The sequence below is a fragment of the Trinickia sp. genome, from assembly GCF_051954495.1.
Lineage (GTDB): Bacteria > Pseudomonadota > Gammaproteobacteria > Burkholderiales > Burkholderiaceae > Trinickia.
Map to the genome: position 1 here is coordinate 13,931 of NZ_JBQCHR010000078.1, position 21,887 is coordinate 35,817.

The 21,887-nt window shown below is 65.0% G+C and carries 19 protein-coding genes and 2 pseudogenes; 9 read left to right on the forward strand and 12 right to left on the reverse strand.

Annotation, left to right across the window (positions count from 1 at the left end; genetic code table 11):
- Positions 1–196 precede the first annotated feature (196 nt).
- Both ACTHNR_RS10770 and ACTHNR_RS10775 read right to left on the reverse strand, forming a co-directional pair.
- Positions 197–1,435 (reverse strand): UbiH/UbiF/VisC/COQ6 family ubiquinone biosynthesis hydroxylase, encoded by a 1,239-nt coding sequence (locus tag ACTHNR_RS10770; RefSeq protein ID WP_440547591.1) that lies wholly within the window; start codon positions 1,433–1,435, stop codon positions 197–199.
- A 24-nt stretch (positions 1,436–1,459) separates the two neighbouring features.
- Positions 1,460–2,920 carry an aminopeptidase P N-terminal domain-containing protein gene (locus ACTHNR_RS10775; protein ID WP_440547592.1) on the reverse strand — a complete coding sequence of 487 codons (1,461 nt, stop codon included), beginning with the start codon at positions 2,918–2,920 and terminating at the stop codon, positions 1,460–1,462.
- A 247-nt stretch (positions 2,921–3,167) separates the two neighbouring features.
- On the opposite strand from ACTHNR_RS10775, the gene ACTHNR_RS10780 reads away from it, so the two are divergent.
- A complete protein-coding gene (locus tag ACTHNR_RS10780) occupies positions 3,168–3,785 on the forward strand; it encodes a glutathione S-transferase N-terminal domain-containing protein (RefSeq protein WP_440547593.1) in 618 nt (205 codons plus the stop codon).
- A 50-nt stretch (positions 3,786–3,835) separates the two neighbouring features.
- A complete protein-coding gene (locus ACTHNR_RS10785; protein ID WP_440547594.1) occupies positions 3,836–4,594 on the forward strand; it encodes a hypothetical protein in 759 nt (252 codons plus the stop codon).
- Between the two features lie 24 nt (positions 4,595–4,618).
- On the opposite strand, the gene ACTHNR_RS10790 is transcribed toward ACTHNR_RS10785, so the two are convergent.
- The 3 genes and pseudogenes from ACTHNR_RS10790 to ACTHNR_RS10800 all read right to left on the reverse strand — a co-directional run.
- Positions 4,619–6,244: an FMN-binding glutamate synthase family protein gene (locus tag ACTHNR_RS10790; RefSeq protein ID WP_440547595.1), complete on the reverse strand. Its 1,626-nt coding sequence runs from the start codon at positions 6,242–6,244 to the stop codon at positions 4,619–4,621.
- Between the two features lie 106 nt (positions 6,245–6,350).
- Positions 6,351–7,682, reverse strand: a complete 1,332-nt coding sequence (mnmA, locus tag ACTHNR_RS10795; RefSeq protein WP_440547596.1) for a tRNA 2-thiouridine(34) synthase MnmA — start codon at positions 7,680–7,682, stop codon at positions 6,351–6,353.
- A 35-nt stretch (positions 7,683–7,717) separates the two neighbouring features.
- A pseudogene (locus ACTHNR_RS10800) lies at positions 7,718–8,107 on the reverse strand (NUDIX domain-containing protein); the annotation flags it as partial.
- Between the two features lie 254 nt (positions 8,108–8,361).
- Here ACTHNR_RS10800 and ACTHNR_RS10805 point away from each other — a divergent pair.
- From ACTHNR_RS10805 to ACTHNR_RS10815, 3 genes are read left to right on the forward strand one after another with little or no spacing between them, the layout of a single operon-like run.
- Positions 8,362–9,516: a Re/Si-specific NAD(P)(+) transhydrogenase subunit alpha gene (locus ACTHNR_RS10805; protein ID WP_440547597.1), complete on the forward strand. Its 1,155-nt coding sequence runs from the start codon at positions 8,362–8,364 to the stop codon at positions 9,514–9,516.
- A gap of 11 nt (positions 9,517–9,527) precedes the next feature.
- Complete coding sequence (locus tag ACTHNR_RS10810) at positions 9,528–9,845, forward strand: proton-translocating transhydrogenase family protein (protein WP_440547598.1); 318 nt, start codon at positions 9,528–9,530, stop codon at positions 9,843–9,845.
- Positions 9,846–11,300, forward strand: a complete 1,455-nt coding sequence (locus ACTHNR_RS10815) for an NAD(P)(+) transhydrogenase (Re/Si-specific) subunit beta (RefSeq protein WP_440547599.1) — start codon at positions 9,846–9,848, stop codon at positions 11,298–11,300. It abuts the gene before it with no gap.
- A gap of 39 nt (positions 11,301–11,339) precedes the next feature.
- On the opposite strand, the pseudogene ACTHNR_RS10820 reads toward ACTHNR_RS10815, so the two are convergent.
- The 7 genes and pseudogenes from ACTHNR_RS10820 to ACTHNR_RS10850 form a co-directional block, all read right to left on the reverse strand.
- Positions 11,340–12,068 (reverse strand): annotated as a pseudogene (locus ACTHNR_RS10820) (helix-turn-helix transcriptional regulator); the annotation flags it as partial.
- 10 nt (positions 12,069–12,078) lie between these two features.
- Complete coding sequence (locus ACTHNR_RS10825) at positions 12,079–12,480, reverse strand: VOC family protein (protein WP_440547600.1); 402 nt, start codon at positions 12,478–12,480, stop codon at positions 12,079–12,081.
- 143 nt (positions 12,481–12,623) lie between these two features.
- A complete protein-coding gene (locus ACTHNR_RS10830; protein WP_440547601.1) occupies positions 12,624–13,949 on the reverse strand; it encodes a THUMP domain-containing class I SAM-dependent RNA methyltransferase in 1,326 nt (441 codons plus the stop codon).
- 143 nt (positions 13,950–14,092) lie between these two features.
- Positions 14,093–14,800: a PqiC family protein gene (locus tag ACTHNR_RS10835; protein WP_440547602.1), complete on the reverse strand. Its 708-nt coding sequence runs from the start codon at positions 14,798–14,800 to the stop codon at positions 14,093–14,095.
- The gene (locus ACTHNR_RS10840; protein WP_440547603.1) at positions 14,797–16,455 is read right to left on the reverse strand and encodes a PqiB family protein; all 1,659 of its coding nucleotides are present in this window, start codon (positions 16,453–16,455) and stop codon (positions 14,797–14,799) included. Before ACTHNR_RS10840 ends, ACTHNR_RS10835 begins: the two co-directional genes overlap by 4 nt.
- Positions 16,448–17,131 (reverse strand): paraquat-inducible protein A, encoded by a 684-nt coding sequence (locus ACTHNR_RS10845; protein WP_440547604.1) that lies wholly within the window; start codon positions 17,129–17,131, stop codon positions 16,448–16,450. The genes ACTHNR_RS10840 and ACTHNR_RS10845 overlap by 8 nt, the downstream gene beginning before the upstream one ends.
- Positions 17,128–17,805 (reverse strand): paraquat-inducible protein A, encoded by a 678-nt coding sequence (locus tag ACTHNR_RS10850; protein WP_440547605.1) that lies wholly within the window; start codon positions 17,803–17,805, stop codon positions 17,128–17,130. The genes ACTHNR_RS10845 and ACTHNR_RS10850 overlap by 4 nt, the downstream gene beginning before the upstream one ends.
- A gap of 276 nt (positions 17,806–18,081) precedes the next feature.
- On the opposite strand from ACTHNR_RS10850, the gene ACTHNR_RS10855 reads away from it, so the two are divergent.
- The 4 genes from ACTHNR_RS10855 to ACTHNR_RS10870 all read left to right on the forward strand — a co-directional run bounded on the left by ACTHNR_RS10855 (position 18,082) and on the right by ACTHNR_RS10870 (position 21,572).
- The gene (locus tag ACTHNR_RS10855) at positions 18,082–18,648 is read left to right on the forward strand and encodes a cytochrome b (protein ID WP_440547606.1); all 567 of its coding nucleotides are present in this window, start codon (positions 18,082–18,084) and stop codon (positions 18,646–18,648) included.
- Positions 18,649–18,770: 122 nt separating this feature from the next.
- Entirely contained in the window at positions 18,771–19,337 is a 567-nt protein-coding gene (locus tag ACTHNR_RS10860) for a YceI family protein (RefSeq protein WP_440547607.1), read from the forward strand.
- 85 nt (positions 19,338–19,422) lie between these two features.
- Positions 19,423–20,007, forward strand: a complete 585-nt coding sequence (locus ACTHNR_RS10865) for a YceI family protein (protein ID WP_440547608.1) — start codon at positions 19,423–19,425, stop codon at positions 20,005–20,007.
- Positions 20,008–20,294: 287 nt separating this feature from the next.
- Positions 20,295–21,572: an MFS transporter gene (locus tag ACTHNR_RS10870; RefSeq protein ID WP_440547609.1), complete on the forward strand. Its 1,278-nt coding sequence runs from the start codon at positions 20,295–20,297 to the stop codon at positions 21,570–21,572.
- The last annotated feature ends 315 nt before the right edge of the window (positions 21,573–21,887 follow it).

The window sequence follows — 21,887 nt, forward strand, 5'->3', positions numbered from 1 at the left end:
CGCGCCGCCGGGGCACGGGCGCGTGAAGGCGACCAGGGAAACGCGCATTTTACCGTTAACGGCGCGGGGGCACGCTTGGGACCGGTACGCATGACGCGTTGCGGCGGCGCGGCCGCCCCCAGGAACAGGCTTGCGGCCGCCGCGCCCGCCGCTGCTCCGCTCGCCTCACGTGCCGTCTAAGCGCTTGGTCAAGCGCCTAGTGGCGTTGACCGAACATCATCTGCCGAGCCAACGCGGTCTTGGCCGGCGGCACGCACTCGAGCGCCGTTAGAGCGAGGCCGCGCAGCATGGCCAGCGGGCCGAAATCGACCGTGAACACGCGCGCGAGCGTGTCGGTGGCCCCGATCGTCAGGCGGCGATCGAGCGCGCGCCGTCGCGCGAAGGCGGCTAGCGCTTCGGGTGTCGGCCCGTGATGGCCGAGGGCGTCGGCGAGCGCATGCGCGTCGCGTAGCCCGAGGTTCAGGCCCTGTCCGGCGACGGGGTGCAGCGTTTGCGCGGCGTTGCCGATCGACGCGATGCGCCCTTCGACGAGCGCGTGCGCCGCGACGAGTCCGAGCGGAAAGGCTGCGCGCCCCTTGATCGACTCGAAGCGGCCCATGCGCTCGCCGAATGCACCGGCGAGTTCCGCGAGCAAGGCGGCGTCGGAGAGTTCGACGCGCCTTGCGGCTTGCTCCGGTTTCATGCACCAGACGAGCGCGAAATCGGCGTGGCGCACGCCGCCCATCGGCAGCAGCGCGATCGGCCCTTCGCTCGTGAACCGCTCCCAGGCCACGTGCGGTTGCGGGGCGGAAACGGTAACCGTCCCGACGATCGCCGTTTGGCCGTAGTCGCGCGTTTCGCGTTTCACGGCAACGTCTTCGGGTACGTCGGCTCGCGCGTGGCGCGTTTTGCCGTGTGCTTCGCCGTAAAGCCCGCCCTCGGCGTTGATGAGGACGCGGGTCTTCAACGTGCGCCGCACGTGCCCGCTGTCGATCGGCAAGGTGACGAACTCGTCGCCTGGTTCGACGTGCGGGGCGCACGCGCGGCACGATGTGAACCAATGCGTACCGGTGCGCCGCACCGCGAGCGCCAGCGCGTGGACGATCGAGCCGTACTTCGCGACGTAGCCGAGTGCAGGCAGGCCATGCTCTCCGCGCTCGATCATCGTTCGGCCGAAACGCCCGCGCTGCGAGACATGGATGCGCTCGATCGCATTGGCATCGGCCGGCCACGCGCCGAACGGTTCGAGCAGCATGCGGCTTCCCTCGGAAACCGCGATGGCGCGCGGATCGCCGGCCGCTGCCTCCGGGTCGCGGGCGTCGACGAGCGCGACCGACAGCGCGGCGGTGCCGCTGCGCCGTGCGAGCCAAGCCGCCAATGCAAGGCCGACTGGCCCCGCGCCGACGATCGTGACGTCGAACTCGTGCGGGGCATGCAAGGGATGAGTCTCGCTCATGGGTTCAGGCTCGCCTCCCCAGGGTCAAGCGGCGGCCGATTGCGTATCGGCTTCGCGCATCAGCGCTTCGATCGCGTCCGCTTCGACGGGTATGTCGCGCGTAATGAGTACGCAGCCGTCGTCGGTGACAATGGCGTCGTCCTCGATACGGATGCCGATGTTCCAATAGGCTTGCGGCACGTCGGGCGCCGCGCGCACGTAAAGGCCGGGCTCGATCGTCAGCGCCATCGACGCGCGCAGCGTGCGCCACGGCAGTGCGCCCGTGGCATCGGGCAACGCGGTGCGCTCGCGATAGTCGCCGCAGTCGTGCACGTCCATTCCGAGCCAATGGCCCGTGCGGTGCATGTAAAAGCGCGAATAGGCGCGCTCGGCAATGACGTCGTCGACCGACGAAAACTTCGTACGATCGACGATGCCGGTATCGAGCAGGCCCTGCGCGAGCACGCGCACGGCGGCGTCATGCGGGGCTTCGAAGCTCACGCCCGGGCGGGTCGCGTCGATCGCCGCCTGCTGCGCGGCCAGGACGATGTCGTAAAGCTCTCGCTGGGCCGGCGAAAAGCGACCGCTCACGGGAAACGTGCGCGTGATGTCCGATGCATAGCCGTCCAGCTCGCACGCGGCATCGATCAAGACGAGATCGCCGTCGCGCAGGACGGCGTTGCCGGCCGGATAATGCAGCACGCAGGCGTTGGCGCCGGCGGCGACGATCGATCCGTAAGCCGGCGCCTGCGCGCCGTGGCGGCGAAAGGTATAGAGGAGCTCCGCTTCCAGCTCGTATTCCCGCATGCCCGGACGGCATGCCTGCATCGCGCGGCGGTGCGCTTGGGCCGAGATGCGCGCCGCCTCGCGCATGATCGCCAACTCGTGCTCGTCTTTCATAAGGCGCATGTCGTCGAGCATCGGCAGCAAATCGACGAGTTTGACGGGCGGTGCGATTCCGCTGCGGCTTTGCGCCCGGACGGTTTCCAGCCAGCGCCGCACTTGAGCGTCGAGCTCGGCCGAGCGCCCGAATCCGTAGAAGAGCGCCGGGGCGTCGCCGATGATGCGCGGCAGTTGCGTATCGAGCTCTTCGATCGGAAACGCGGCGTCGAAGCCGAACGCTTCGCGCGCGGCCTCGGGCCCGTAATGGAAGCCTTCCCACGTTTCTCGCTCGGCGTTTTTCGTCCGACAAAAGAGAATCGAGGCCGGCTCCCCGGTTTGCGCCGTGGCGTCCAGCACCAGGAACGACTGAGGTTCGGAGAAGCCGCTCAAGTAGTAGAAGTAGCTGTCGTGGCGATACGGATAATCGGTATCGCGATTACGCAGCGCCTCGGGCGCGGTCGGCACGAGCGCGACGCCGCCGCCCGCCGCGCGCAGGGCGGCGAGCACGCGCTCGCGCCGCGCTTGGTAGACGGAGACGGCGATAGGGAATTCGGTCGGCGTAGTCATGCAGCGATTGTACTGCTCAATTGCAGCCGCTTCGCGGGGCGCCGGCATGGCCGCCATTGTCTCCAAACGGATATGTTGCCTCGTTCATGCGCCGTTTTGGGCGTCGGCGACGTTATACTCTTTCTCGCACTTCGGCGGGCCGGACTCGAGGCTCGGGGCGGCCACTTGAGCGCTCCACCCCCGGTTGCCCTTCGAAATGACGCCGTCGGCGCGGCCCGTCGCCCGCGGCGCAAGCGTCCCGCGCGCACGACGCGGTGGACGCGAACGCCATTGCAAGGCGGGGTCCGGCGTTTTATTGAGAGAAATGCAGATGATGAAACTAATCGGTTCGCTCGCGAGCCCCTTCGTCCGTAAGGCGCGGATCGTGCTCGCCGAAAAGAAGATCGACTATCAATTCGTCCTCGAAGACGTCTGGTCGCCGGATACGACCATTCATACGTTCAATCCGATCGGCAAGGTGCCGTGTCTCGTCATGGAAGACGGGGAAGCCGTGTTCGACTCGCGCGTGATCTGCGAGTACGTCGACACGCTCTCGCCCGTGGGCAAGCTCATTCCCCAATCGGGGCGCGAGCGTGTCGAGGTGCGATGCTGGGAAGCGCTCGCCGACGGCATGCTCGACGCGGCCGTCCTCATTCGGCTTGAAGGAACGCAGCGCGAAGCCGGCCAGCGCAGCGAGGGCTGGATCGCACGTCAGCATCGTAAGATCGACGAAGGGCTCGTGGCGATGTCGCAAGGCCTCGCCGGCAAGCCGTGGTGCGCGAACAACCATTACACGCTGGCCGATGTCGCCGCCGGTTGCGCGCTTGGTTATCTGGATTTCCGCATGCCCGATTTAAATTGGCGCGAGAAATACCCGAATCTCGACAAGCATTTCGGCAAGCTGTCGCAGCGCCAGTCGTTCATCGACACCAACCCGACCTAACTGACGAACCGCCCGGCGCCGCGCCGGGCTGGTCGCCGACGGAGCCTGCCATGTCTTACCCGGATGGCGTTTCCGATCGCGCAGAGCCCGCGACGCTCGCGGGGAGCGATCTAGTCAAGGAGCGGCGGCGCGCAATGGCGGTCGGCGTTCTCCTCGCGCTGGTCGTGGCCGTCGCTATCCTCTGGGAACTGGTCGTTTGGCATGGCTGGCTCGATGCATTCTTTTGGTCCAAGCCTTCGGCCATCCTCTTTCAACTGCTCGATTGGTGGCGCTCGGGCACGCCGCACGGGCCGCTTCTCGCGCAAGCCGGCGTCACCTGCGGCGAAGCCGCGCTCGGTCTCGCGATCGGCTCGGCGGCAGGCGGCGCGTTGGGCGGCGCCTGCGTCCGTCGCGCGGTGAGCCGCGACGTGTTGCGGATGGCATTGACGGCGCTGACGCTCCCGCTTCGAATCGCGCTCGGCGCTGCGTTTGCCCTGGGTCTGGGGCTGGGGCTTGGATCGAAGGTCGCGTTTGCTTCGGCGCTCGTGGCGCTCCTTGCCGCCGGCGATGCGCTAGCGGGACGGCAACCGTTGGCCACCCTTCGGCTGCGCTTCTCGCTCGCACTCGTGGGCGCGGTCGTCGGCGAAACGTTCATGGCCCGGCACGGGCTCGGCGTGCTCATCGACGAGAGCGTGCATCACTTCAACGCAAGCGGGGTCTATGCGGCGCTTGTCGTACTCGGTGTAGTCGCCCTCGCGGGCGATGGCCTGCTCGCGCTCGTCGAGCGCCGCTATGGGCCTCGCACCTGCGAACAGGCGCCGCGCGACTGAGCGCGCGCCTGCCTGCGCAGGGCGTCAGGCCGTTGCCAGCGGCGCGAGCGGCGCCAACGCTTTGGGCGCGAACGAATCGCTGCTCGCGAGCGGCCACCATTTCTCGTAGAGCGCGTAGCGGTAGTTGCCGTTGACGAGATCGTTCGGCTCTAGGTATTTGAGCAGCTGCGACATCAGCTGAACCTCGTGCGACGACACACGGCGCACGATGTGATGCGCGCGCAGTTCCGACGGATGATCGAGCCCGGCGGCTTGCACGATCTCTTGCAGCGCATGCAGCGTGTTGCGATGGAAGTTGTAGACGCGCTCGGATTTGTCGGGTACGACGAGCGCGCGCTGGCGCACGGGATCTTGCGTGGCGACGCCTGTCGGGCAGCGCCCCGTATGGCAGGTTTGCGCCTGGATGCAGCCGACGGCGAACATGAAGCCGCGTGCCGAGTTGACCCAGTCCGCGCCGATCGCGAGCGTGCGTGCGATGTCGAACGCGGTGATCATCTTGCCGCTCGCGCCAATGCGGATTTTCTCGCGCAGGCCGATGCCCACGAGCGTGTTGTGCACGAGCAGCAGCCCTTCTTGCAGGGGTACGCCGATATGGTCCGTGAACTCGAGCGGCGCTGCGCCGGTTCCGCCTTCGGCGCCGTCGACGACGATGAAGTCGGGCGTGAGGCCCGTTTCGACCATGGCCTTGGCAATGGCGAAAAACTCCCACGGATGGCCGATGCAAAGCTTGAAACCCGTGGGCTTGCCGCCCGACAGCGTGCGTAGCCGATCGACGAATTCGAGCAAGCCGCGCGGCGTCGAAAAGGCGCTATGCGTGGCCGGCGAAATGCAATCCTGTCCCATCGGCACGCCGCGCGCTTCGGAGATCTCGGGCGTGACCTTGGCCGCCGGCAGCACGCCGCCGTGACCGGGTTTGGCCCCCTGGGAGAGCTTGACTTCGATCATCTTCACTTGCGGGTCGCGCGCTTGGACGGCGAACTTGTCGGCGCTGAACGTGCCGTCGTCGTTGCGGCAGCCGAAGTAGCCCGAAGCGATCTCCCAAATGATGTCGCCGCCGTGTTCGCGGTGGTATTTCGACAGCGAGCCTTCACCGGTGTCGTGCGCGAACCCGCCTTTTTTCGCGCCCAGGTTCAGCGAGCGGATCGCGTTGGCCGAAAGCGAGCCGAAGCTCATCGCGGAGATGTTGAAGATCGACATCGAGTAGGGCTGTGCCCGGTCCGGGCCGACTACGATGCGAAAGTCGTGCGAGGCGAGCTTGGTCGGGGCGAGCGAATGGCTGATCCATTCGTGCGCGACGGCTTTGACATCGAGTTCGGTGCCGTAAGGGCGGCTGTCGGGTTCGTTCTTCGCCCGTTGGTAAACGATGCTGCGTTGCGCGCGAGAGAACGGTTTTTCCTCCGTGTCGTCCTCGACGAAGTACTGGCGGATTTCCGGCCGGATGAATTCGAAGAAAAAGCGCAGATGGCCCGCGATCGGGTAGTTGCGCAAGATGCTGTGGCGCGCTTGGCGCAGATCGAAGATGCCCAATGCGATCAGCGCGGCGGGGAGTAAGAGCCACAGCCCCGAGATCGTATGGCGGGCGGCGAGGACGGCGAACGCGGCGGCGATCAGCAGGGCGCACCAAAGCGCGAAATAGCGTCGTGAAAACATCGACAAGCTCCTGAGCGGCAAGCACGTTGCGGCGCAAGGGTTGCCGGGGTAGAGAGAGGCGTCAGTGTAATCGGGAACGATTACCGATGGGCTGCAAATGCCGCCGCTATGGCGCAATAGTGAGTTGCCGCGCCTGCGCGGGATCCCTCGCGGGTGCACCGCTTTCCGCCGATTCGATGATGCCGCCGCCGAGACAGACGTCGCCGTCGTAAAGCACGGCCGATTGCCCCGGCGTGACGGCCCATTGCGCTTCGTCGAAAGTCAACGTAAAAGGCGCTCGCTCGTCGCCGGCATCGGGCGCCGGCGCGCCGAACGCGCACGTCGCATCGGCTTGCCGATAGCGGGTCTTGGCGCCAAAACGGGCGCCCGGCTCGGGCGCCGCGCCCGATACCCAGCTCGTATTGCCGGCGACGAGCGTGTTCGAGAGCAGCCATGCGTGGTCGTGGCCCTGAACGACGTAAAGCGTGTTCGTCGCCATGTCCTTGCGCGCGACGAACCACGGCTCGCCGCTGCCCGACTTGCTGCCGCCGATGCCGATGCCCTTGCGCTGTCCGAGCGTGTAGAACGCAAGCCCCACGTGCTCGCCGACGATCTTGCCGTCGGGTGTTTTCATCGGCCCGAGTTTGGTGGGCAAATAGCGATTCAGGAACTCGCGGAACGGGCGCTCGCCGATGAAGCAGATGCCTGTCGAGTCCTTCTTTTTGGCATTCGGCAGCCCAATCGAGGCGGCAATCTCGCGCACCTGCGTCTTGGGAATCTCGCCGAGCGGAAACAGCGTTTTCGAAAGCTGCGCCTGATTGAGGCGATGCAGGAAGTACGACTGATCCTTCGTAAGATCCTTGGCTTTGAGCAGCTCGAAGCGGCCGTCGACCTCCCGCACGCGCGCGTAGTGGCCGGTGGCGATCGTTTCCGCGCCGAGCGCCATCGCGTGATCGAGGAACGCCTTGAACTTGATCTCGGCGTTGCACAGCACGTCGGGGTTTGGCGTGCGGCCCGCCGAATACTCGCGCAAGAACTCCGCGAAGACGCGCTCCTTGTATTCGGCCGCGAAATTGACGGCTTCGACGTCGATGCCGATGAGATCGGCGACGGAGACGACGTCGATCCAGTCCTGGCGCGTCGAGCAGTACTCGCTGTCGTCGTCGTCTTCCCAGTTCTTCATGAACAGGCCGACGACTTCGTAGCCCGCTTCCTTGAGCAGCCACGCGGTGACCGACGAATCGACGCCGCCCGACATGCCCACCACGACTTTTTGCTTACTCATTGAACGCACGACCGACTGCTCGGCCTCTATCTTTCGTTGGAAGGCCCGACCGAGTGCGTGTGCACGAAGTCGAGCGGAAAACGCCGGCCCGCGAGGTAATCGTCGAGCGAGCGCATGACGAGCGGCGTGCGATGACGTTGCGAGCACGCACGCAGTTCGTCCTCGGTCAGCCACAGCGCCCGGACGATGCCGTCGTCGAGCGGCGTGGGCTGCGCGAGCGATTCGGCCTGGCCGCAGAACGTGAAGCGCAGATACGTGGCGGCGCCGTTCGGGCGGTCGACATGCATCATGTACGCGCCGACTAGCGCTTGCGGCACGAACGAATGCGCCGTCTCTTCGATCATTTCGCGCACGACCGCTTGCGTGAGCGTCTCGCCCGGCTCCAAGTGCCCGGCCGGCTGATTGATTCGCAAACCTTCCGACGTTTGTTCCTCGACGACCAGAAAACGGCCGTCGCGTTCGGCGACGGCCGCCACGGTGACGCGGGGCGCCCAGCGTTCCTTTTTCATGGGCGCCATTTTACCGTTTGTCGCAGGCGCGCGCCCGGCGCTGCCGCGTGCCTGCGCACGGCCCTTCGTTTGTTCTTTTGTGGCACTCATTTTTTATCGGTGCGCGCGACTTCGGTTAAAGTGACGCTCAGCGCGCCACGCCGGTCGGAGGCGCGCCGCAAGCCGCAAGCCGCAATCGCGCGAGCCCGCGTGCCGTAGCCTTTGGCGGACGGCGCGGGCCGGCGCTGGAATTGCTGCGGCGCTGCGTGTTCTTGCAGCCGTGTAATCGTATTCAAACGATGGAGTCGGCGCAGCATCGTCGGCCCGTCTCGCTTCATTCACGAGCAGGTGAGGAGGAATCAACGATGCACATCGGAGTGCCAGCCGAGACGCGCACGCACGAAGCGCGCGTCGCCGCGACGCCCGAGACGGTGAAGAAGTACGTCCAGGCAGGGCATCGCGTCACGATCGAGCGCGGCGCGGGCGCCGCGGCCAGCTTCACCGACGACGCCTACGAGGCCGTGGGCGCAGAGCTCGTCGAAGCCGACGCGGCGTTTTCCGCCGATCTCGTGCTCAAAGTCCAATCGCCGAGCGAAACCGAGCTTGCGCTCGTCAAGCGCGGGGGCGTGCTCGTGGGCATGCTCGATCCGTTCAACGCCGCCAACACGGAGCGTCTCGCGCAGGCGGGCGTGACGGCGTTCTCGCTCGAAGCGGCGCCTCGTACCACGCGGGCGCAAAGCCTCGATGTGCTGTCCTCGCAGGCGAACATCGCCGGCTACAAGGCGGTTCTGATGGCCGCCGATCTTTACCCTCGCTTCATGCCGATGCTGATGACGGCCGCGGGCACGGTGAAAGCCGCGCGCGTGCTGATCCTCGGCGCGGGGGTGGCCGGGCTGCAGGCAATCGCCACGGCCAAGCGCCTGGGCGCGGTCATCGAGGCGTCGGACGTGCGTCCGGCGGTGAAAGAGCAGATCGAATCGCTCGGCGCCAAATTCATCGACGTGCCTTACGAAACGCAAGAAGAGCGCGACGCGGCCGAGGGCGTGGGCGGCTATGCGCGGCCCATGCCGGCCTCGTGGCTGGCGCGCCAAGCGGCGGCCGTGCATGAGCGGGCCAAGGCGGCCGACATCGTCATCACGACGGCGTTGATTCCTGGGCGCGACGCGCCGATGCTGCTCTCGGCGGAAACGGTGCAGGCCATGCGCCCGGGCTCGGTCATCATCGATCTGGCCGCGGGGCGCGGCGCCGAACTTGCCGGCTTGCCCGGCGTGCGCGGCGGCAACTGTCCGCTGACGGAGCCCGACAAGGTAGTGACCAAGCACGGCGTCACGATCGTCGGCCACACGAATTTGCCGGCGATGGTCGCGGCCGACGCCTCCTCGCTCTATGCGCGCAATCTGTTCGATTTCCTGAAGCTGATCGTGACCAAGGAAGGCGCGCTGAACATCGACATGAACGACGACATCGTCGCCGCGACGCTGATCGCCCGCGACGGCGCCGTCACCCGCAAGACGGCATAAGGAGCGAGGCGATGGAAATCATCAATCACACCGTCATCAATCTGATCATCTTCGTGCTTGCCGTCTATGTCGGCTACCACGTCGTCTGGAACGTCACACCGGCGCTGCATACGCCGCTGATGGCCGTGACCAACGCGATCTCGGCTATCGTCATCGTTGGGGCGATGCTGGCCGCGGGGCTGACCTTGGGCGGGCCGGGCAAGTTCTTCGGCACGCTCGCCGTAATGCTCGCCGCGGTGAACGTGTTCGGCGGGTTTCTCGTGACAAGGCGCATGCTCGAAATGTTCAAGAAGAAAGAGCCGAAGAAGGCCGCGAAGGAGGGTGCGTAAATGAGCATGAACGTCGTCACGCTGCTCTATCTGCTCGCCTCGGTCTGTTTCATTCAGGCGCTCAAGGGCTTGTCCAATCCGCGCAGCGCGCGCGCCGGCAACGTATTCGGCATGGCCGGCATGGCGATCGCGATCCTCACGACGATCGCGCTCATCGTCAAACAAGCGGCATTGCTCGGCTCGAACCTCGCGTTGGGCTTGGGGTTGCTGTTTGCCGCGCTCGTCGTGGGCGGCGCCATCGGCGCTTATGTTGCCGCGCGCGTCGAGATGACGAAGATGCCCGAGCTCGTCGCGGCCATGCATTCGCTGATCGGTCTCGCGGCCGTGGCGATCGCGTATGCCGTGGTGAGCGAGCCTGCCGCATTCGGCCTCGTGCCGCCCGATGCGCCCGATGCGGGCTTTCTGCCGTACGGCAATCGCATCGAGCTGTTCATCGGCACGTTCGTCGGGGCGATCACCTTCTCCGGGTCGGTCATTGCCTTCGGCAAGCTGTCGGGCAAGTACAAGTTCCGGTTGTTTCAAGGGGCCCCGGTCGTCTATCCGGGCCAGCAACTGATCAACTTGATGCTTGCGTTGGGCATGCTCGGCTTCGGCGTCATCTTCTTTCTGACGCAATCGTGGCTGCCCTTCATCATCATGACGCTCATCGCGTTCGCGCTAGGGGTGCTGATCATCATCCCGATCGGCGGGGCGGACATGCCCGTCGTCGTGTCGATGCTGAACTCGTACTCGGGGTGGGCGGCGGCCGGTATCGGCTTTTCGCTGAACAACGCGATGCTGATCATTGCGGGCTCGCTGGTGGGTTCTTCCGGTGCGATCCTGTCGTACATCATGTGCCACGCGATGAATCGCTCGTTTTTCAACGTGCTGCTGGGCGGATTCGGCGCGGAGCCCGGTGCGGCAGCGGCCGGCGGGACGGCGGAGCAGCGGCCCGTGAAGTCGGGCTCGGCCGACGATGCCGCTTTCATGCTTGGCAATGCGGAGTCGGTGGTCATCGTGCCGGGCTATGGGTTGGCGGTCGCGCGGGCGCGGCACGCGCTCAAGGAGCTCACCGACAAGCTCATTCATAAGGGCGTGGATGTGCGCTACGCGATTCACCCCGTCGCCGGACGGATGCCGGGGCACATGAACGTGCTGTTGGCCGAGGCGGAAGTGCCGTACGAGATCGTCCATGAGATGGAAGACATCAACGGCGAGTTCGGACAGGTCGACGTCGTGCTGGTGCTCGGGGCAAACGACGTGGTGAACCCCGCGGCGAAGAACGATCCTAAATCTCCGATTGCCGGCATGCCGATCATCGAGGCTTACAAGGCGCGCACTGTAATCGTCAATAAGCGATCGATGGCGGCAGGGTACGCCGGGCTCGACAACGAACTGTTCTACATGGACAAGACGATGATGGTCTTCGGCGATGCCAAAAAGGTCATCGAGGAGATGGTGAAGGCCGTGGAGTGAGGGATGGGCGCCGGCCGCTGTGCATCGCTGGCCGGTCCGTTAAGGCGTCGCCGACGTGCGCGGCGTCGAAGCCTTCCGTTCGGATGGCGCTTCGACGCGGCGCAAGTAATCCGCGAGCCTTCGGCCTTCCATGTCGGGAAACGCCTCGAGCTGTTCGACATGCGTCATCTGCGCGATATCGAAATTGCGGAAGTCGCCGCGCAGCTCGCACCACGCGCCGACGGTCCAGCGCCCGCCCCAATACACAAGACTGAGCGGCCAAATACGTCGCTCCGTGTTCGCCCCTTGCCGGTCTCGATAGGCGAACCTCACGACATGGCGCGTGTCGACGGCGCGGTGCAGCGTATCCACCTTCGCGGAAAACTCGCGGTCGATGTGGAACGACGGGGCAAATACGGCAAGCCGCTCGAGCGTCGCGCGTTTGTCGGCCGGCATCGCCGCCGCCACTTTCGCCAATGCGCTGCGGGCGCCGCTCGCGAGCGCCGCGCCGCCCCACGTCTCGATCATGCGCGCGCCCGCTGCGAGCGCCGCCAACTCTTCGGCCGTAAAGGTCAGCGGCGGGAGGCTGGCTGAACGGCTCAGCCGATAGCCGATTCCAGCTTCGCCTTCGATCGGCACGCCGGACAGCTGCAGGTCGCGCACGTCGCGATACACCGTGCGCTGCGACACCCCGAGCCATTCGGCCAATTGCTGCGCGGTCGTGAGGCGTCGGCCCCGCAGCAATTCGGCAATTTGAAAGAGACGATCGGCGCGTCGAGTCATGGCGTGAGTGTAATGCTCAACGCAAGTGGCGCGAATGCAGGCCGATACGGTTGCCTTCCGTGTCGATGAAGAACGCGATATAGCCGATGTCGTTCGGCAATTCGACGATCGAACCGTCGATTTTGCCGCCGGCCGGCTCTACCCGGCCGAGCGTGGCTTGCAGCGTCGGTTCGGCGGCCAGATACACCGTGACGCCGTCGCCCGTGACCGACGGACGCGTATCGCGCGGGTTGCATACGATGGCGCCGCCCGTTGCTTCGTCCTCGTGTGCGAAGACAGCCATCGGCACGCCGCCGAACACTTCCCGATGCAACGGCGCATCGAGTGCGGCTTCATAAAAACGCACGGCACGGTTGAAATCGAGCGCGGGGATTTCGAACCAAGCGATGGCGCGCGTGGCAGTGGCAAGAGCAGACATGACAGTCTCCGTCGAAGGTGGGAAGGCTAGCCGGACAAGGCGCCCGATGGCGCTTGAGAGAGAGTCTGCGCTAGCGCTGCTGACACCGTTCTGTCAGCAGCTTGTCCCTTTTTTTCTAGGAAACCGCCAGGGTGAGAATGCGGTTATTGACTGTCGTCTGCGTCGCGATCTTGCTGCCCGGAACGCGCCTTCACGCTACCCGTGACGAGGTCGAAGCGGAACAAGCGGCATTCCAGCGCACCGTTGAATAGCGGCGTTTTTGTGGATTCTCGTAGGCGCATTTGCCCCGGCAGCGAGCGGTCGGCTGTCAGCACGAATGCGCGCCAGCCGGCGAAACGCTGCTTGAGCGCATCGCCGAAGGCGCGGAAGAATTCGCTGTCGGCAGCGTCGGGCTGGGCGCGGCTGAACGTCTCGGCGCCGGCTTCGCGATTGCCTTGGCGCGGCTCGCGGATTTCGCCGCGCGGGCCTCGTCCACGTACGGCGATCCGCTCGCCATACGGCGGGTTGGCGACGATGATGCCCGGCTGGTCGATCGGCGGCACGATCGCGCGCGCATCGAGCTGCTTGAGCCACAGCCCCGGCACGCCCGCGCGGGCCAGGTTCGCACGCGCTTTCTCGAGCATGTCGCCGGAAATGTCGCTGCCGAAGATCGGCAGGTCCGCCTTTTTCCCGTTCGCGGCGCGCTTGGCGTCGATCGCGGCGACCTTCATCGTCTGCCAGGCCGATACGTCGTATTGCTTGAGCTTCTCGAAGCCGAAGCGCCGCTCGACGCCCGGCGCGATGCCCAGTGCGATTTGGGCAGCTTCCGCGACGAATGTACCGCTGCCGCACATCGGGTCGTACAGCGGGGTGCCGGGCGTCCAACCCGCTACGCGCAAGATGCCCGCTGCGAGGTTCTCGCGCAGCGGTGCGGCGCCCTTGTCCAGCCGCCAGCCGCGTTTGAAGAGCGGCTCGCCCGACGTATCGAGATACAGCGTGCAGGCCGTGGCCGTCAGGAAGGCGAAGATGCGCACGTCGGGCTGCGCCGTATCGACGCTCGGACGCGCGCCGCTGACGCTGCGCAGGCGGTCGCAGACCGCATCCTTCACACGCAGCGTCGCGAATTCGAGGCTGCGCAGCGGCGACTTGATCGCCGTCACGTCGACGCGCAGCGTTTCATTCGCCGAAAACCAGCGTTCCCACTGCTGCTCGGCGGCGAGCGCGTAGATATCTTGTTCGTTGCGATAAGGGCGCTCGGCGATCTTGAGCAGGACTCGGCTGGCGATGCGCGAGTGCAGATTCGCCGCCATGCCGACGGCCCAACCGCCGCGGAAATGGACGCCGCCCGGCACCTGTGCGCCGGCTTCGAAACGCGGGGCGTCGTCGCCGAGGGACAAGCGTTGCGCGATTTCCGCGAGTTCGGCGGCGAGCGCGGCTTCGAGCCCGCGCGGGCATGGGGCGAAAAAATCGAACGGCGTGGGCGAGGACATAAAGGGAAACCGAGCGTGCAAAGGGGTTATTGTACGCGGCCGGCTAGGTGCGGCCGGCGAGGCGCGGCCGGCGAGGTGTGGCCATACCTAGCCGGCGGTCGAGCGGGGCCGGCTAAGAGCGGCCAGCAAGACGCCGCCGGCCGCTAGGAGAGCGCGCCGCCTTTCGTCGTCTTCGCCGGCGCGCCGACCGCGCATTGATCGGCGCCAGGCCCTGGCGCTTGCGCACCCGATGCGAGCGCGCGCACGGTGGCGGCGATCGCATCGGCGAGCTGGCCGACAGCACGGCGATGCCCGGCGACGAGCGCATCGTACCCGGGCCCCACGGCATCCGTTTGCACGGTGCTGCACGTGACGACCGCTTGCGTGCGCAGCGAGCGCACGCTCCATACCGTATCGAGCACCGCGCGCGAGCCGGGCCACGACTCGAACCGCCGCACATTCACGGAGACGCGGTAGATCGGCACATTTTCCGGATGGGGCGAGCCGAAAACGTCGAACGTGCCTAGCCGCGCCGCGAGGTCTCCCGACAGCGCACGCCGGAGTTCGTCGGCCGGCGGCGACGCCCAGCGCTCTTGCTCGAGAACCGTCACGCGCGTGGCGTCGTCATGCACGACGAGCTGATTGCGCGCTACCTGGGTGGGCATGTCGACGGCCGGCACTTCGATGAGCAGCGCGGGCGTTGCCGCATTGCCGGACGCATGTTGCCCGGTGTCGTCACCCGAACCGAGCGTATAGAACCGGCTAGTCGGCGACGACGCGCAGCCCGCGAGGAATGCCGCGCCGACGAGCGCCGCGCCGACGGCGAGCGATGCCAGCGAATGCCCATACCGGGCGGGTCGATCGAGCTTCATGGATGATTCGGGTCCTTGTTTTTACCGCGCAAGAGCGATTCCGGGTGGCGCTCGAGGTAATCGGCGAGCGCATTGAGCGTTTGCAGCGTCTGCGTGAGCTGAGTCAGCGCTTGGTGCATGTCGGACTGAAGCGGCGAGTCTTGCTGCAGCGTCGATTGCGCCGCACCGAACGTGCGCTGGGCCGCCGCGAGCGTGTCGCGCGCCTGCGGCGCGAGTTGCGTATCGAGCTGCTTGAAGAGGCTGTTCGCGCTTTGCAGTGTCCCGTTCAAGTTCTTGCTGATTTGATCGAAGGGAATCTGATTGAGCTTGCGCGCGATATCGGCCACCTGAACCTGCAGCTCTTCGAGCGTGTTCGGCACGGTCGGCAGCTCGAGCGGCGAACGGTTCACGTCGAACGAGACGGGCGTCGCCTTCGGGAATAGATCGAGCGCGACGTAAAGCTGGTTCGTCAGCAAGTTGCCCGTGCGCAATTGTCCACGCAGTCCATGCGCGACGAGGGTGCGCAGCAGGTCTTTGCCCGCGCTTTCGCCGCCGCGTTCCACGGATTCGCGGAAACGTCGGCCGAGCCGATCGGGATACAAGTTCATCGTCACCGGCATGGTGAAATTGCGCGCCTTCGGATCGTACTGCACGCCGATGGCGGTGACTTCGCCCAGTTCGATGCCGCGGAAATCGACCGTTGCGCCGACCGAGAGCCCTCGCAGCGATTGGTTGAAGTTCATGACCACCGTCAACGGAGGACCATCGGGCGCGCGCATCGCATCGCTTTCGTTGGCCGCGAGGGCAAAGACCGAGTTATCCGGCGCTTCCGCGCCGACGGCTTCGCCGGGCGGCGACTGGAAGGCCAGCCCGCCGATGACTACGGTCGCGAGCGATTGCGTATTCAGCTTCAGCCCGCTCGAATCCAGGCGCAGATCGACGCCGCTCGCGTGCCACCACCGCGAGTTGACGCCGACGTATTGATCGTACGGCGCGTCGATGAAGACATCGATCGATACGCCCGTGCCGTCGCGGTCGAGCGAAAAGCCGACGACCTGCCCCACCTGCACGCGACGGTAGTAGATGGGCGAGCCGATGTCGATCGAGCCGAGCGAGGCGCCATGCAGCGAGAAGCGTCGACCCTTTTGATCGCCGGTGACGGCAGGCGGTTTTTCGAGGCCGACGAAGTCGGACTGCGATTCGTGCGAGCGGCCTGCGTCGACACCGATATAAGCGCCCGACAGCAACGTGCCGAGGCCCGTCACGCCCGTCGTGCCGATGCGCGGACGCACGATCCAAAACCGGGTGTCTTCGACGGCGAAGTCATCGGCTTCCTTCGTGAGCTGGACCGAGACGAGCACGCGCGAGTGGTCGCGCGACAGACGGATCGTCTTGACCGAGCCGATATCGACGTCCTTGTACTTCACTTTCGTCTTGCCGGGCTCGAGGCCTTCGGCCGTGGAAAAGCTGATCGTGATCGTGGGGCCGCGGTCGACAATGGACTTGGCGACGAGCGCGATGCCCACGAGCGCCGCGACGAGCGGCACGAGCCAGACGAGCGACGGCAGCCAGCCGCTCCTTGGCGTGGAGATCGGCTCGGGTATCTCGGGCGGCAGCTCGGGGCCCTGCGGCGGGCCGCCGTTCGAGGCGGGAGGCTGTCCTTGCGGGCTAGTCATGTTCTCGTTCTCGTCCAGAAGCGGGGGTGCTGTGATCGTCCGCGCAGTCCCAAATGAGGCGCGGGTCGAATTGAAGTGCGGCCATCATCGTGAGCACGACCACGGCGGCGAAGGCGAGCGCGCCCCAGCCGGCCGTAATGACGGCCAGCGACCTGAAGCGCACGAGCGCGACGGTCAGCGTGACGACGAACACGTCGAGCATCGACCATCGGCCGATGCGCTCGACGATGCGATAGAGCTTCGTGCGCTCGAGCGGCCGCCACGCGGAGCGGTGCTGCGTGGTCCAGGCGAGCAGGGCGAGCACGCTGAGCTTGAGCATCGGCACGAGAATACTCGCGACGAACACGATGATGGCCAGCGGCCAATCGCCCGACACCCAGAAATAGACGACGCCGCTCATGATCGTGTCGTCTTCGTTGCCGAATAGCGACGCCGTATGCAGTACCGGCAGCAGGTTGGCCGGGATGTAAAGGATTGCCGCGGCGATGAGCAGCGCCCAGGTGCGCGAAATGCTGTCCGGGTTGCGCAGGTGAAGCGTCGCGCCGCATCGGCCGCAGCGCGGCGCGAGCCCGGGCGCGGCGGCGCGTTGCCCTCGCGCCGAGGGTTCCCGTGGCTGTACGTGCCCGCAAGCATGGCAGCCGATCATGCCCGCGCGGGCGGCGGTGAGGTAGGTCATGGGGTTGGCGTGCCGTGGCCGGAGGTCTGCGCCGCATCGCGCCCTCCGGATGCGCGCGGCGCGCGCCGCTCGCCGAGCGCATCGGCGATGTCCCACAGCGCGCGCGGATCGAACAGGACGACGACGGCCAGCATCAAGGTCAGCGCACCGAAGGCAAAAAGCGCGGCGCCCGGAACCACGCGCGCGAGGCTCGTCATTTTGACGATCGTGACGAGGATGCCGAGCATGAGCACTTCGATCATGCCCCAGGGCCTGACGAATTGAATTGCGCGCAGCACGACGTTGAAGCCTGGCGGCACGAAGCCCGCGCGGATCGGCATGAGCACATAAAGCAAGGCGGTCAGTTCGATGAGCGGGAACAGGATCGTCGAGCAGAACACGGCGACGGCGACAAGCTCCATCTGCTCGTTCCACAAGGCGACGAGGGCGCCGATCAGCGTCGTTTGCGACGTCGCGCCGTTTAAATCGAGTTCGACGATCGGGAAGCCCTGTGCGATTAGATATGTAAACAACGCCGCCATGGTGAGCGCGCTGATACGTTCGAGTTGCACCGAACTCGGGCGATAAAGCATCGCCCCGCAGCGAGGGCACCGCGCGCTACCCTTCACGCACTGGCTCGGTTTTCGCAACAGTGCGTCGCAATCGTGACATGCAATCAGGTCGTTTCGGTTCATAGGCGATGCGTGTCGACTTCAAGGGCCGGGGCGTTCGTAGCGGGTATCGCCAAGCGATCGAGGCCCCGCAAACCCGCGCCCATCTTACCAAATGGGGTGTGATGCGCCGATCCGCGCGCACGCGGAAAGCGGTCGAATCGCACCGCATCGCGACCCAAGCGGGCAACTTTCGCGCCACACGCGGCCAAGCCCTTACCGGCGCGTCGCCCGGAAACCGCGCCGCATGAATCGACGGCTTGCGGTAGCATGGCGACCGTCCTTTTTCGTAGCACGGCAATGGCACATCGCAATTCTTTCACCGTTCATTACGACAAGACTTATACCTCCACGGCAATCGGCCTGCATTGGCTGATCGCCGCGCTGATGGTGTGCGGTTTCACTCTCGGGTGGGTCATGACGAGCATCCACGGCTTCACCCCGGCCAAGCTGCGCTATGTGTCGTGGCATAAATGGATCGGCGTCACCGTGTTCGCGCTCGCGGCGCTGCGCATCCTTTGGCGCGCCACGCACCGCGCGCCTCCGCTGCCCCGCGGTATGGCGGCTTGGCAGCGCGCGGCGGCGCACCTCGTTCACGTGCTCCTGTACGTGCTGATGATCGCGATTCCGATTACCGGCTACCTGTTCAGCTCGGCTTCGAACGTACCCGTCGTCTATCTAGGTATCGTGCCGCTGCCTCGTTTGATCGCGCCGGACCCGACGCTCAAGGTCATCTTCAAGACGGCGCACGCGGTCTTGAACTACGGCTTGGCCGTGCTCGTGCTCGCCCATGTGGGCGCCGCGCTCAAGCATCAGTGGATCGATCGGGACGGTTTGCTCGCGCGCATGCTTCCTTTCCTGAAATAAATTCGCGCGCCATTCGTTGTAATCAAGAAGCGAGGTCGAATCGACAGGAATCGAATCGATCGAAAGTAAATTGAAAGATAAAAGATGAAAGACGAACGACGTCAACCAGCAAGGATCTATCCATGAAAGCTTCGTTTTACCGCTATATGATCGCCGCCTTCGCGGCCGCGTCGATGGCCGCCACGGGCCTCGCGTTCGCACAGGTGGACGCGGCCAAAAGCACCATTACCGCGACGTCCAAGCAAATGAACGTGCCTGTCGAAGGCAAATTCAAGAAATTCGATGCGAAGGTGAATTTCGATCCGGCGAAACCGGCGGCAAGCAGCGCTCAATTGACCGTCGATGTGGGCAGCTACGATCTGGGCGACGACAGCTACAACGAACAGGTGCGCGGCAAGGAGTGGTTCGACGCCAAGGCGTTCCCGAAGGCGACGTTCGTGTCGTCCGCGATCGCGCCGGCGGGTGCGGGCAAGTTCACCGTCACGGGCGCGCTGACGATCAAGGGCAAGACGCAGAACGTCTCGTTCCCGATGACCGTTGCTCAGCAGGCCGGCGCGCAGACGTTCGACGGCGCATTGCCCATCAGCCGCCTCAAATTCGACATCGGCACGGGCGAATGGAAAGACACCTCCACCGTCGCGGACGAAGTCACGATCAAGTTCCACATCGTCGTCCCCAAAAAAGCGTAATTACGCGGCCTTAACCCCGCGCTTGGCTGCTCGCAGCCGCATCGTTCGATCGCCGCTCGGCCGAGCGGCTTACAAGGAGAATCCAGTGAAAGCCAACACCCTCATCGCCGCAGCGGTCGCCGCCGTCTCGATTGCCTCGCTCACGCCGGCGTTTGCCGCCGACACGTATCAACTCGATCCGAGCCACACGTATCCGAGCTTCGCCGCCGATCACTTCGGCGGCTTGTCGGTCTGGCGCGGCAAGTTCACGAAAACCACGGGCACGGTCACGCTCGATCGCAAGGACAAGACGGGCACAGTCGACGTGACGATCGACCCGGCGTCGATCGATACGGGCAATGCCACGCTCAACGAACATTTGCAAGACGACAAGTTCTTCGACGTCAAGGAATACCCGACGGCCACCTACAAAGGCACGCAGATCAAGTTCGACGGCGACAAGCCCGTCGAAGTGATTGGCACGCTGACGCTGCATGGTGTGACCAAGCCTGTGAATCTGAAGATCCAATCGTTCAAGTGCATGCCGCACCCGATGCTCAAGCGCGAAGTCTGCGGCGTCGAAGCGCGCGCCGATTTCCAACGTGACGCGTTCGGCCTCGATTTCGGCAAGGCATACGGTTTCAATATGGATACGAAGCTCGAGATCCAAGCCGAAGGCATCAAACAGTAAGCGCCGAGTCGCTGCCTGCCGCGCGCGCGGCCGTGTATTTGGCAGTTTCGTAGTTCCGTAGAATGGCCGCCCGCCAGCGTATCGCTGCGGGCGGTTTTTTTCGTTCATTGAGAATTTGCGCGTTGCGTGGGCCGATATTGCGGGCCATACTTGGCCCCAGCCGTCGAGTTGGCGTGAATTTAGTTGCGTGCGCATCTAATTCGGCGGATGGCGAGCGCCCGATAGAAGCGGCGGGGCGGGGCAAGAGGCGCGAAACGCGATGATTCTCTCGGCACATGGAGACTGGCATGAGTGATACGTTGGCGGCAGCATCGATGACTTCTCGCGGCCATGTTTGGCGCGCGGTGGCGGCAACCTCGATCGGCAATGCCCTCGAGTGGTTCGATTTGGTCGTCTACGGCTTTTTCGCGGTCGTGATCGCCAAGCTGTTCTTCCCCGCCGGCAACGACACCGTCTCCTTATTGCTTACGCTCGGCACGTTCGGCGTTTCGTTCTTCATGCGTCCGCTGGGCGCGATCGTGATCGGCGCTTATGCCGACCGCGCCGGACGCAAGGCGGCGCTGACGCTCTCGATCTTGCTGATGATGCTCGGCACGGCCATCATCGTCGTGCTGCCGACCTACGAGACGATCGGCATGGCCGCGCCGCTGATTCTCGTCCTCGCTCGCTTGATGCAGGGCTTTTCGGCGGGCGGCGAGTTCGGCAGCGCCACGGCGTTTCTGGCCGAGCACGTGCCCAATCGGCGCGGCTTCTTCGCGAGCTGGCAGGTTGCCAGCCAAGGGCTCACGACGGTGCTGGCGGCCATATTCGGCACGGTGCTCACGAGTTCGCTCACGCCGGACCAATTGATGTCTTGGGGATGGCGCGTGCCGTTCGTTTTCGGGTTGCTGATCGGGCCGATTGCCTATTACATTCGCTCGAACGTCGACGAGACGCCGGAGTTTCTCGCGGCGCAGACCACCACGTCGCCTTTGCGCGATACGTTTGCCGGTCACAAGACGCGGCTTTTGATTGCGATCGGTATCGTCGTGCTGGGTACGGTGGCCACTTATCTCGTCCTGTTCATGCCGACGTATGGCGTGAAGCAACTGGGCCTGCCACCCTCGGTGGCGTTTTCGGCGGTGGTGTTGACTGGGTTGATCCAAATGGTCGGCTCGCCGTTCGTCGGTCACTTGTCGGACAAGATCGGGCGCACGGGCCTTATGCTGGTTTCGGCGGCGCTGATGCTCGTGCTGATCTATCCGGCGTTCGCGTGGCTCGTCGCGCAGCCGAGCGCCGGCACGCTGATTGCCGTCCAGGTGGCGATGGGCGTGGTCGTGACCGGCTATTTCGCGGCGCTGCCGGGGTTGCTCTCCGAGATTTTTCCCGTCGCGACGCGCACGACGGGGATGTCCCTCGCGTACAACATCGCTGTCACGATCTTCGGCGGCTTCGGGCCGTTCATCATCGCTTGGTTGATTCGAGCGACGGGGGAGAAGGTGGCTCCGAGTTTTTACTTGATGTTTGCAGCGCTGCTGAGCTTCGTCGCGCTCGTGGCGGCGCGCAAGGTGTTGGGGATGAAGTGAGACTAGGAGGCGCGTTTTTTCGATGCGCCACTTTCGTTGATGTTTGCGTTGTCAGCCGCCGGGCGGAGAAAAATCTCAATTTCCAGATAGTCTCTGTTTTGAGATGGCCCTTCGTCGTGCAAGGCGGGATATTCGTTTAAAATCGGCCCTCAATAAAATGTATAAGAGAGGGCCGCGGCATGGCGTTCGGCGTGCTATTCGATGCGCTTTTCTATGGAAACGCGCAACACGATCGGTTGATTCGGCTGGACACGCCGCTGGGCGTTGATTGGCTCGTGCCGTTGTACGCGAAGGGCACGTCGAAACTCGGGCGCG